The sequence below is a fragment of the Paenalcaligenes sp. DL 309 genome (genome assembly GCF_057475285.1).
This window is the reverse complement of the sequence record NZ_JBYBKW010000002.1, coordinates 257,049-268,697: the sequence shown is the minus strand read 5'-3', so window position 1 is coordinate 268,697 and position 11,649 is coordinate 257,049. Positions and strand designations below refer to the sequence as shown.

Sequence of the window (11,649 nt, the reverse complement as noted above, 5' to 3'; positions counted from 1 at the left end):
AATTGGGTAGCTTAAATTGCCCAAATGGATTATATGAAGATATATGTAAGAATTGTAAAAAGTGCGGACTTATAAGAGTTTTGACAGAGTTTAAACGAAGATAGAGGATTTTCAGGGAGTTTACTGTTTTACATAGTTACATATTTGATTTTAGTTTACTTCCAATAAACACAAAAAAAGCCTGATAATTTATTATTATCAGGCTTTTAAAATTCTTGGCGGAGTGGACGGGACTCGAACCCGCGACCCCCGGCGTGACAGGCCGGTATTCTAACCAACTGAACTACCACTCCTGGTAGTATGTGCTCAACACTGAAGTGTTGGCGTCCCCACGGGGATTCGAACCCCGGTTGCCGCCGTGAAAGGGCAGTGTCCTAGGCCTCTAGACGATGGGGACCTAGTAGTACTTCTTTGTAGCTAAAATAAAATTATATGATGTTTTTTTTAAACTGTCAAGTAATTTTATTTATTGCTTTTCTTCATTTTGGTGGAGGTAAGCGGGATCGAACCGCTGACCTCTTGCATGCCATGCAAGCGCTCTCCCAGCTGAGCTATACCCCCATTTGTTTTGACTAAAGCTTAGTCTCTACAACGAAGAATTAAGATTATGCACTAAATTTTAACTTTGTGCAAGTCTTTATTTATAAATAACTAATATTTTTTTAAATAAAGCATCTTGTTTACGAAAAGTAATTATCAGTAGCAAAATCATTATATAATGATTTTTAACTGTGTGATAACTGCTTACTCTTTAAGCAACTTGATAAGTATAGCGTTAAACATTAAAAAATGCATCTATATTTAAAATATTTACATAGAATGTTGTTTTATTACAACAAGTATCAGGTATCAGCCGATTAGAGAGTTAAATGTCTAGCCTACCCAAAGATAAAGCGCGTTCTGGCAGTAAAAATCAATTGTTTTTAAGTTTGGCCAATAATGCCTTAATTGGCATTGGTATTATTCAAAATAAAACCTTTACCTTTGTAAATCGCCAGTTAGCCCAGATGAGTGGTTATGAGCGCGCAAAAATTTTAGCGCTTACTGATATAGAAACTTTATTACCCCATTTATATGAGCATTTAGCTGCTTTTGAAATCGACGAAACTTTAAACGAGCAGCTTATAGAAAGCCGGTTATTGCATTACAGTGGTTTTATACGTGATGTAGAGCTATGTTTAATGCAAACACGTTATGGCTCAGAAGATGCTTTTGCCTTATTTGTTTTAGATATAAGCGAACGCAAACGTAATGAGCGCTCCAGTAAAGTGGCTGATTTAGTCTATGAGAATAGCTGTGAGGCCATTGCTGTGACTGATGAAAGAGGGGTTGTGGTGGATGTGAACCCTGCTTTTATGGCTATTACAGGGTATCAACGTGCTGAGGTAGTAGGGCGCTCTATCAATTTATTATCTTCAGGCCGCCATGATCGTGAATTTTACAAAAAAATGTGGCGAGAGCTAAATGAAACGGGGCGTTGGCAAGGCGATATTTGGAATAAGCGTAAAGATGGTAAAGAGTATGCAGAGCGTTTAAATATTAGCACTTGCTATAACGAAGACGGTTCAGTGTACAGACGTATTGGATTGTTTTTTGATATTACACAGTATAAGGCACGTGAGGAATTGATTTGGCGTCAGGCAAATCATGATCACTTAACAGGTTTGCCTAATCGTCAGATGTTTCAGGATCGCTTACAGCAAGCGATGAAAGAGGCTGATAAGCAAAAAACAGAAGTGGCCTTGATATTTTTAGACTTGGATTTATTTAAAGATGTGAATGACACCTTAGGGCATGCTGTAGGCGATCAACTTTTAAAAGAGGTTTCTACACGTTTATTGTCGTGTGTGCGTGAGACAGATACCGTGGCCAGAGTAGGTGGTGATGAGTTTACAATCATCGTCTCTGATGTACCGGATAAGGCCGTAGTAGAGCGTATTTGTGAGCAAGTTCTTCTTAAAATGGCGCAGCCTTATTTGTTAGGCGAGCATGTGGCGAATGTGTCGGCAAGTATAGGCGTTACTATGTATCCCGAAGATGCTAAAGATGCTGGAGAGTTATTAAAAAATGCCGACATGGCAATGTATGCCGCCAAAGAATGTGGACGTAATCAATTCTGTTTTTTCTTACCTGCTATGAGTGAAGCCATTCAGGCGCACATGACTTTTTCGGAAAACTTAAAAACCGCTTTAGCCGAAGATCAATTTATTTTGTACTACCAGCCCATTATTGATATGCGTACGGGGGTGTTACGCAAACTGGAAGCCTTAATACGTTGGGAGCATCCCGAATTAGGTTTAGTGCCACCTTCTGAATATATTCCCTTTGCTGAAGACTCAGGGCTGATTGTAGAGATTGGGGAATGGGTATTTTATGCTGCTGTACAGCAAGCCAAAGCGTGGCGAGCCCAAGGCTATAATTACCAGCTTAGTGTGAATGTTTCCCCGATACAGTTTGGCAATGGTTTGGATGTAGAAAAATGGGTGGCTATTATTAAAGAGGCAGGTTTAGTACCTTCGTCTGTGGTGATTGAAATCACAGAACGTTTACTTTTAGAAGAAAATCCCATAGTTATTCAAAATCTTAAACAGTTACGCGAGGCAGGTATGTTAATTGCTTTAGATGATTTTGGAACCGGTTTTTCTTCCCTAACCTATTTAAAACGTTATCCCATTGATTACATTAAAATAGATCAATCCTTTGTGCGTAATTTAGCACCGGCTTCCGAGGATTTAGCCTTGTGTGAAGCCATGATTATGATGGCACAGAAACTCGGTCTAGCGGTAATAGCAGAAGGGGTAGAAGGTACAGAGCAAGAGAAATTACTTTTAGAAGCCGGCTGTACCTTGGGGCAGGGTTATTTGTACAGCAAGCCCGTACCCGCTCAAGACTTAGTTTTATGGATTGAGGAACGTAAACACCAGCTTGCTAGGATTAAGCACACCAAAGACCAAAGCAGCACTGGCCAATTGCCCCAACGTACATAAGGTGTGAGTCCAGTTGCACCTTGTACTTCCACATCCAATACACCTACGCTATGGCTCGGTAAAAGAGCTTGTATCTCACCATTAGGGAAAATAGCCGCCGTAGCCCCTGTATTGGTGGCTCTTAGCATAGGACGAGCGGTTTCTATGCTGCGCATGCGAGCAATTTGTAAATGTTGGTCTAACGCCCAAGTATCGCCAAACCAAGCTAGATTGCTGATGTTTACCAGTATGGTGGCGCCTGCACCGTGCTCGTCATGATCACGTACGCTTTGGATGATTTCTTCCCCAAACACATCTTCATAACAAATATCTGGGCCTATGAGCTGTGAATTAATAGCAAAGTTAGGTTGCCGAGTTTGTCCACGATCAAAATCACCTAACGGAATTTGTAGTAAATCAATAAACCATTTAAAGCCCGGCGGTATAAACTCACCAAAAGGCACTAGATGGTGTTTATCGTAGCGCTGCGCCATTTGTAATTTCTGAATGGCGATAGGAGAGCTTTGTGCATCTATGGTGAAAGCACTGTTGGTGTAAGCGGATTGTTCGCCTTTTTGGGCATATAGAGGGGCGCCTAGGAGTAAGGTAGCATCTTGGGTGGCAGCTATATCAATCCATTCTTGCCAAAACTCCGGTTGCCATTGATGTTGAAATAGCGGCACAATGGTTTCAGGCAAAATAATAAGATCAGGAGTAGATTCAGGCGTCTTGGCTTCTAAGGCCGCAAGTTTTTTATAAAGCTCCACACCGTCTTGTAGACGTTGTGGATCAAATTTTAGATTTTGATCCACGTTGCCTTGAGTTAAGCGTACATAAAAGGGGGCTTCATGGGGGCTATGCCAGGTGACCCCTCCGAGCACAATGCCTGCTGCTGCAAAAATCACAGCAATCCCTAGCGGAAAGCTGTAGTTTTTGGGAGCGCTGGGGCTGGTGTTGAGAGCAAATAAGGCTAAGGCCGCGGCGGTAAAAGCGGCAAACCAACTCATGCCATACGCCCCAAATAGCGGGGCCCAACCCACAAACATACCATCTACATGCGCATAAGCAATATTTAACCAGGGGAAGCCTGTTAAAAAGGTGCCTCGTACCCATTCAAGCAAAGTCCACGCGCTGGCTATAATCACTATAGCAGCCAATTGTTGGGTCCAGTTTAAAGGTGTGGGCCGCCGTATAGTAAAGCGCATAATGGCAATAGCGATAACGTAGTACAACGCCATTACCCCACTAAACAAAAAGACGGCTAAAGCGGCTAGCACGGGTGCCATACCACCATAGGTATGCATGCTGATGTATAGCCAATACACACCTAAACTAAAACTGGCAATTCCAAATAACCACGTACCGCCTAGAGCTTCTTTAGTGGTTTGGCTCTTTAAACTGTAATAAAACAGAGCCGTTAAGCTCAATAACTGCATAAAGCTTAGTACAATGGCCGGCAAAAAACCCGGCGCAAAGCTTAACGCATGAATAAGACCAGCAATAAACAACGGCACATAAGCGGGAGGACGAAAGCGTACAGTCACGGTATTAATTATGGCTATCGTTATTAGCTGGAGGAGAAACGGTTAAGGTGCTTTCGCGCTGCACATGCAGCCATAAAGCACGCTTAGCGTCTGCGCGTACTACGGTAATGTCTATGCCTTGAATGGTGGTAGTATCACCCCGTTTAGGGATTTGGCCCATTTCGGAGGCTAGCCAGCCGCCGATGGTGTCGTATTCATCATCCGATAGATGCGTGCCAAAGGCTTCATTAAAGGCGCTAATTTCAGTGATTGCCATAACTCGCCAGCTGTTATCGCCCGCTTGGAATATGGTTTGCGCGCCTTCCTCATCGTATTCATCTTCTATATCACCCACAATTTGCTCTAATACGTCTTCCATGCTGATAAGCCCAGCGGTACCGCCGTGCTCGTTAATGACCACGGCAATATGATTGCGGCTACTGCGAAAATCACGCAGCAGAATGTTGAGTTTTTTGGTTTCGGGAATAAAAACAGCAGGACGAACCAAAGGGCGCAGATCTATATTCGGATTGGCGATGGACAAAAGCAGGTCTTTGGCAAGTAAAATGCCAATGATATTATCCCGGTCATCTTCGTAAACGGGAAAGCGTGAGCGCCCGGTTTCGATGATAAAGGGCAGCATCTCAGAAAGGGGTCTGTTGATATCTAGCAAATCCATTTTTGAGCGCGGTACCATAATATCGGATACTGTTTTACTGGCCACGTCTAAGGCGCCTACGATCATGGTGTAGGCGTCTTGGTCTATGACATTACGCTCTAAGGCCGCTTCTAAGATTGCTTTGATGTCTTCGCGGTCTGTAGGTTCAGTGCGGCGCTGAAAAAAACGCATAAAAGTAGATGCACGTTTCTTACTTCGCGGTTCGGGTTCGGGAGAATTATTTTCTGACATGCCCTAAGGGGAGGAAATTAATAAAAGTAGTTAATTATAGTATAGAGATTAATTATAAGGATTAGGAATATGGAGTAGTTGTAAAGTCTCAATCTCTAAACTTTCCATCTCTTCGGCATCCTCTTCGGCTAGGTGATCATAGCCTAAAGCATGTAATACACCATGTACGCATAAATGCGCTGCATGATGTAAAAAAGGCTTTTGCTGTGCCGCTGCCTCTTTTTCTACTACGGGGGTACAAATTATAATATCACTGCTAAGCGTGCCTTGCTCGTCAATGCCGTATTCAAACGTTAAGACATTAGTGGCATAATCTTTTTGTCTATATTGAGTGTTTAAGCTTTTTGCTTCTTCTTCATGACAAAATCGCAAAACAAAAACTACTTTTTGGAAAGGTAGCGGCAAATTTTCTTCGGTATAAACGGCCATCGCCTCTGTTAAGGCCGTTTGCACCCAAAGCTGCAACTGTTGCTTATTTAGCTCAGGGTGAGCGGCTTCGTACTGTATGGATAGTTCTAAGAGGGGGAGGGGTGCCAGAGCGTTCACTGCTCATGCTCCTCATAGGCTTCTACAATACGGCCCACTAAGGGGTGACGCACCACATCTTTGCTGGTGAGTTGGGTGAGGGCAATACCTTTAACACCTTTAAGTATAGAGACGGCATGCATCAGCCCACTTTTGTGGCCATTGGGTAAATCTACCTGTGAAGGATCCCCGGTAATAACAGCCTTACTGCCAAAACCCATACGCGTTAAAAACATTTTCATTTGGGAGGCTGTGGTGTTTTGCGCTTCATCTAAGATGATAAATGAGTGATTTAGGGTGCGGCCACGCATATAAGCTAAAGGAGCGATTTCAATCACTTGTTTTTCAAATAAACGCTGCACCTTCTCAAAGCCCATAAGATCATAAAGTGCGTCATATAAAGGGCGTAAGTAAGGATCAACTTTTTGGCTGAGATCGCCAGGCAAAAAACCCAAACGTTCGCCAGCTTCTACGGCTGGGCGGGTTAATACAATGCGTTGTACTGCTTCACGCTCTAAGGCATCAATGGCACAAGCCACTGCTAAGAAGGTTTTTCCTGTGCCAGCAGGGCCTATGCCGAAGGTAACGTCATGGCTAAGGATCTGGCTTAGGTAATCGCGTTGACGCGGTGTGCGCGGGCGTAAATCACTTCTGCGGGTACGCAAGTTGAGTTCACCCTCATTCAGTACAGGGGCTACAGGTACGTATTCTTTACTGAAGTCTTTAATAGTAGAGGCCGATTTCAGTGGTTTTTCTTGGGCACGTAACTCCACCAAACCTAGCTGTATATCATCAATACTTAAGGCTTTATGTACCGATCGGCTATGAAACCAACGCACGGCGTCCGCAGCATAGGAGGCGTTTTCGCCTTCTATAATCACATGCTCACCACGGCGCCGTAGCTGCACATCATAAGCGACCGCAATTTGGCGAAGGTTTTCATCTAGAGGGCCGCAGAAATTGGCTAAATGGGTGTTATCCCCCTCCAGATGTATGGTTTGTTTTTTTTCTGTCATTAAGCACTACTCACTTGGTCAGTAATAACCATTTCACCTCGTAAGGTGTTGGTAAGCGCCTCAGTAATACGTACTTTGGCCATTTGACCTATTAATCGGGCGTTACCGGGAAAGTTAACAATGCGGTTATTTTCTGTGCGGCCCATAATTTCAGTATCGTCTCGTCTAGATAAACGCTCTACCAGTACCATTTGTTCGGTACCAATCATGTCTTGAGCAATTTTATCTGCTTGTTCGTTAACTAAGGCCTGCAAACGATAGAGACGGTCAAATTTCTCTTCTTTACTGACTTCATCACTTAAGTCTGCTGCAGGTGTACCAGGACGGCGTGAATACACAAAGGAGAATGAAGTATCAAAACCTACATCCCGAATAAGCTGCATGGTTTTTTCAAAATCTGCTTCGGTTTCACCAGGAAAGCCCACAATAAAATCTGAAGATAGAGTTAAGCCAGGACGCGCGGCACGCAATCTGCGCACAATAGACTTAAATTCTAGAGTGGTATAGCCACGCTTCATTGCATTGAGTACATTATCGCTACCGGCTTGCACAGGTAAGTGTAGAAACGGCACCAATTTAGGTAGTTTGCCATGCGCTTCTATGAGGCGAGTGGTCATCTCTTTAGGATGTGAGGTGGTATAACGAATGCGCTCAACGCCCGGGATTTCGTGCACGTATTCTAGCAACATAGCAAAGTCAGCAATTTCGTCCGAATCGGGCATAGGGCCACGGTAAGCATTCACGTTTTGGCCTAATAAGGTGATTTCTTTGACACCTTGATCTGCTAGGTCTGCCACTTCAATGAGTACATCTTCAAAGGGGCGTGAGATTTCCATCCCACGCGTGTAAGGCACCACACAGAAACTACAGTATTTGCTGCAGCCTTCCATAATAGAAACAAAAGCGGAAGGGCCTTCCACACGAGCTGGCGGCAAATTGTCAAATTTTTCAATTTCTGGAAAACTGATGTCAACTTGGGCTCTACCGCGTTTTTTACGCTCCACGATAAGTTCAGGTAAGCGATGCAACGTTTGAGGGCCAAACACCACGTCCACATAAGGCGCACGCTCAATAATGGTTTTACCTTCTTGGCTAGCCACACAGCCACCAACCCCAATCACGAGGTTTGGATTTTGCTCTTTAAGGTGGCGTACTCGGCCTAAGTCTGAAAAGACTTTTTCTTGCGCTTTTTCGCGTACAGAACAGGTGTTAAAGAGAATAATATCCGCATCATCAGGTGTAGTGGTGATTTCAATAGGACCACTTTGATTGAGCACATCCGTCATTTTTTGAGAGTCGTACTCATTCATTTGGCAGCCAAAGGTGCGAATAAATAATTTGCGTGCGCGCGGTTTTACAGTGGGTTCGTTTTGATTTTGCATAATAAATGGCCGAAACGGGTGTTTACCCCGAGGGCTAAAAAATGGGAGGTATAAAAAATATAAGAAATACAAAAAATGTAAAAATCAGATCAATCTAAAATTTCTGCAGCAGGATCATCGTCTTTACTTACTACTTTTGGAATGAGGTCTTCACGTTTCAAACCTAAGCCTAAAGAAATACCTGAAGCCACGAAAACCGAAGAGTAAATACCAAACCAGATACCAATAGTAAGGGCTAGAGCAAAGTAATGCAGCGTAGGACCACCAAAAAACAACATAGACAGCACCATGATCTGGGTGGAGCCATGCGTAATAACGGTGCGAGAAATGTTCTGTGTGATGGACAGATCAATAATTTCTTTAACGTCTGTACGGCGTTGCTTACGGAAGTTTTCACGAATACGATCCATCACAACTACGGATTCGTTTACAGAATAGCCTAATACTGCTAAGACGCCAGCTAGGACGGCGAGGGTGAATTCCCATTGAAAGAGGGCAAAGAAACCTAAGATGATGACCACGTCGTGTAAGTTAGCTACAGCACAAGCGATGGCTAGTTTCCATTCAAAACGGAAGGCCAAATACACCATAATGCCTATGACTACAAAGAGCAGCGCCAGCAGACCGTTGGTAACCAACTCTTCACCGATTTGAGGTCCTACGAACTCTACTCTACGTAATTCCACATCGGGCTGTTGGGCTTGCAGACCGGCTAAAACCAGCTCACTTTGTGCGGTAGTGTCATTGGTGTTGGTAGCGGGTAAACGAATGAGTACATCTTGAGACGTACCAAAACTTTGCACTTGGAAGTCTTGATAGCCTAATTCAGAAAGGGCATCACGAATTTCTTCAATTTCTGCGGCCTGTTGATAATGCACTTCCATGACCGTACCGCCGGTGTATTCGATGGAAAGATTAAAGCCGCGAGTGGCAATAAAAAAAACAGCAGCAATAAAGGCCAAAAAGCTAATAATATTAAGCAATTTGACATGGCGCATGAAGGGAATGCTGCGCGCAATACGAAAAAATTCCATGATTAATCTGCCTTGTTGGAGTCAGTGGGTTTCCAGACTTGCCCGATGGAAATAGACTGTAGACGATGACGACGGCCATACCACAGGTTAACTAAAGCTCGTACACCCACTACAGAGGAGAACATAGAGGTAAGTATGCCGATGGTATGCACTACAGCAAAGCCACGGACTGGCCCAGAACCAAAGGCCAACAAGGTTATGCCTACAATTAAACTGGTGATATTGGAGTCAAAAATAGTGGCCCATGCACGCTCAAAACCGGTATGGATCGCTTGCTGGGGGCTGAGACCATTACGCATTTCTTCACGTATACGCTCATTGATAAGCACGTTAGCGTCAATGGCCATCCCTAAAGCCAGCGCTAAGGCGGCTATACCTGGCAAGGTAAGTGTGGCTTGCAGCATGGATAATACCGCGAGTAGCAGCACAATATTAAAGGTGAGACCTAAAGTAGAGAATATGCCAAATAGGTGGTAATACACCACGATGAAAATGGCTAAGGCAATAAAACCATACAAAGTGGAGTTAAAGCCTTGTTTGATGTTTTCGGCACCTAGGCTAGGACCAATGGTGCGCTCCTCTACAATTTCCATGGGCGCCGCCAAGGAACCAGCACGTAACAGTAGTGAGACATCGGCGGCCTCTTGTACGCCCATGCTGCCAGAAATTTGCACTTGGCCACCGGGGATCTCCGAGCGGATCACAGGAGCGGTAACCACTTCGCCTTTTCCTTTTTCAAACAATACAATGGCCATGCGTTTGTTGATGTTGTTGCGCGTTACATCGCGGAAAATACGAGCGCCTTTATTATCTAGGGTGAGGTTTACCGTGGGTTGCTGCGTTTGGCTATCGCGGCCAGGTTGTGCATCTTTAAGATTCTCACCTGTCAAAATAACTTGACGACGTAATAATAACGCTTGCCCATCCCGGTCTTCATAGCGCTCTAGGCCAAAAGGCACTCTACCGGCCGAGAGCGCAGAAATAGCGGAAGGGGAGTCATCTACTAGTCGAATTTCTAGAGTGGCAGTACGGCCTAAAATTTCTTTGGCCTTGGCCACGTCTTGCACCCCAGGCAACTGCACCACAATGCGATCGGCGCCCTGTTGTTGAATAATGGGTTCGGCCACGCCTAGCTCGTTAATACGGTTGTGTAGGGTGGTGATGTTTTGGCGCAAGGCGTGAGCTTGAGCTTGCTGTATGGAGGCCTCTGACAATACGGCACGTAACTCAGTGTCAGAACCACTTACAGGGGTGAATAGTAGGTCTGGGATTTGGCGGCGTAAACGCGTTTGAGCCTCACTAAGAGCCGCTGCGTTTTCAAAGCTCATCACTACGGATTCACCTTCACGCTCAATGTTTTTAGCACGTAAATCACCTTCACGTAGTACGGTGCGTACCTCTGAAGCTAAGGATTCATAGCGCCCTTCTAAAGCGCCTTGCATATCTACTTGCAACAAGAAGTGCACCCCACCGCGTAAATCCAAACCTAGATGCATAGGCTTAGCGCCTATGCTTGTGAGCCAAGCAGGAGTGGCGGACATCAGGTTAAGCGCTACGGTGTAATCCGGGTTGTCTGCGTCCGGATTAAACTCTTTTTCTAAGAGGTCTTTGGCTTTGATTTGGGTGTCAGTGGAGTCAAAGCGTATACGTACCGTGCCAGCCGGGCCGTTTTGCTCGAAATAAGTCCCCGTCATCTCTATATTATGGCGACTTAAGGTGTCTTCCACACGTTTAAGTGTGGCTAAATCAACTTTTACAATGGATTTAGCGCTAGCCACTTGTACGGCAGGCGACTCACCAAATAGGTTTGGTATGGTATAGATCACCCCAATAATTAGGGCGGCCAATACAATAAGGTATTTCCAGAGAGGGTAACGGTTCATAATTTCAGTGGCAACGGTACTCGTGCCTAAGCCAATTATAGAGTTTTAATGGTGCCTTTAGGCAATACAGAGCTAACAGCTTGACGCTGTACGAGCATTTCTACTGGTTTATCAGCTAAATCAGCCACCTCTAAGGTGATGTAGTTATCGCTGACTTTGGAGATTTTACCTAAAATGCCACCGCCCGTAATGACCTCATCCCCCTTAGCTAGGTTTGCCACGAGGTTACGGTGTTCTTTTTGGCGTTTCATCTGCGGACGAATCATCAAAAAGTAGAGAATCACAAACATTAAAATGATGGGTAGCATATTCATGAGCGTGCTTTGGCCACCTTCCATTTGAGCAGGAAGCACGCTGAGGATGTCAGTTAGAGTCATAATAATTGCTCCACAAAGAGTGAGAAATAATGA

The 11,649-nt window shown here is 44.5% G+C and carries 9 protein-coding genes and 3 tRNA genes; 1 reads left to right on the top strand and 11 read right to left on the bottom strand.

What is annotated here, in order from left to right; translation table 11 throughout:
* Nucleotides 1–216: 216 nt before the first annotated feature.
* The 3 genes from AC2UZJ_RS03950 to AC2UZJ_RS03940 form a co-directional block, all read right to left on the bottom strand.
* A tRNA-Asp gene (locus AC2UZJ_RS03950) sits at nucleotides 217–293 on the bottom strand.
* A gap of 28 nt (nucleotides 294–321) precedes the next feature.
* Nucleotides 322–397: transfer RNA gene (locus AC2UZJ_RS03945), tRNA-Glu, on the bottom strand.
* Between the two features lie 88 nt (nucleotides 398–485).
* A tRNA-Ala gene (locus AC2UZJ_RS03940) sits at nucleotides 486–561 on the bottom strand.
* Between the two features lie 308 nt (nucleotides 562–869).
* Between AC2UZJ_RS03940 and AC2UZJ_RS03935 the strand changes: the two genes are divergently transcribed.
* Nucleotides 870–2,987, top strand: a complete 2,118-nt coding sequence (locus tag AC2UZJ_RS03935; RefSeq protein WP_486948816.1) for a putative bifunctional diguanylate cyclase/phosphodiesterase — start codon at nucleotides 870–872, stop codon at nucleotides 2,985–2,987.
* Here the strand turns inward: AC2UZJ_RS03935 and lnt are convergent.
* The 8 genes from lnt to yajC form a co-directional block, all read right to left on the bottom strand.
* Entirely contained in the window at nucleotides 2,885–4,510 is a 1,626-nt protein-coding gene (gene lnt / locus AC2UZJ_RS03930) for an apolipoprotein N-acyltransferase (protein WP_486948815.1), read from the bottom strand. The genes AC2UZJ_RS03935 and lnt overlap by 103 nt on opposite strands.
* A gap of 4 nt (nucleotides 4,511–4,514) precedes the next feature.
* Nucleotides 4,515–5,339, bottom strand: coding sequence for a CorC family transporter (locus tag AC2UZJ_RS03925; protein WP_486948956.1), 825 nt, complete (start codon nucleotides 5,337–5,339; stop codon nucleotides 4,515–4,517).
* A 108-nt stretch (nucleotides 5,340–5,447) separates the two neighbouring features.
* Nucleotides 5,448–5,945, bottom strand: a complete 498-nt coding sequence (gene ybeY, locus AC2UZJ_RS03920; protein WP_486948814.1) for an rRNA maturation RNase YbeY — start codon at nucleotides 5,943–5,945, stop codon at nucleotides 5,448–5,450.
* Complete coding sequence (locus tag AC2UZJ_RS03915) at nucleotides 5,942–6,940, bottom strand: PhoH family protein (RefSeq protein WP_486948813.1); 999 nt, start codon at nucleotides 6,938–6,940, stop codon at nucleotides 5,942–5,944. Before AC2UZJ_RS03915 ends, ybeY begins: the two co-directional genes overlap by 4 nt.
* On the bottom strand, nucleotides 6,940–8,322 hold the full coding sequence (gene miaB, locus AC2UZJ_RS03910) for a tRNA (N6-isopentenyl adenosine(37)-C2)-methylthiotransferase MiaB (protein WP_486948812.1): 1,383 nt from the start codon (nucleotides 8,320–8,322) through the stop codon (nucleotides 6,940–6,942). Before miaB ends, AC2UZJ_RS03915 begins: the two co-directional genes overlap by 1 nt.
* An 89-nt stretch (nucleotides 8,323–8,411) precedes the next feature.
* Nucleotides 8,412–9,356: a protein translocase subunit SecF gene (gene secF / locus AC2UZJ_RS03905; protein ID WP_486948811.1), complete on the bottom strand. Its 945-nt coding sequence runs from the start codon at nucleotides 9,354–9,356 to the stop codon at nucleotides 8,412–8,414.
* A 2-nt stretch (nucleotides 9,357–9,358) separates the two neighbouring features.
* Nucleotides 9,359–11,239, bottom strand: coding sequence for a protein translocase subunit SecD (gene secD / locus AC2UZJ_RS03900; protein WP_486948810.1), 1,881 nt, complete (start codon nucleotides 11,237–11,239; stop codon nucleotides 9,359–9,361).
* A gap of 35 nt (nucleotides 11,240–11,274) precedes the next feature.
* Entirely contained in the window at nucleotides 11,275–11,616 is a 342-nt protein-coding gene (yajC, locus tag AC2UZJ_RS03895) for a preprotein translocase subunit YajC (protein ID WP_486948809.1), read from the bottom strand.
* Nucleotides 11,617–11,649: the final 33 nt, after the last annotated feature.

Bases quoted from the DNA above. Each gene is read 5' to 3' on its own strand.
- AC2UZJ_RS03935 (WP_486948816.1), top strand. From the start codon at position 870: ATGTCTAGCCTACCCAAAGATAAAGCGCGTTCTGGCAGTAAAAATCAA.
- AC2UZJ_RS03925 (WP_486948956.1), bottom strand. From the start codon at position 5,339: ATGCGTTTTTTTCAGCGCCGCACTGAACCTACAGACCGCGAAGACATC.
- AC2UZJ_RS03915 (WP_486948813.1), bottom strand. From the start codon at position 6,940: ATGACAGAAAAAAAACAAACCATACATCTGGAGGGGGATAACACCCAT.
- miaB (WP_486948812.1), bottom strand. From the start codon at position 8,322: ATGCAAAATCAAAACGAACCCACTGTAAAACCGCGCGCACGCAAATTA.
- secF (WP_486948811.1), bottom strand. From the start codon at position 9,356: ATGGAATTTTTTCGTATTGCGCGCAGCATTCCCTTCATGCGCCATGTC.
- secD (WP_486948810.1), bottom strand. From the start codon at position 11,239: ATGAACCGTTACCCTCTCTGGAAATACCTTATTGTATTGGCCGCCCTA.
- yajC (WP_486948809.1), bottom strand. From the start codon at position 11,616: ATGACTCTAACTGACATCCTCAGCGTGCTTCCTGCTCAAATGGAAGGT.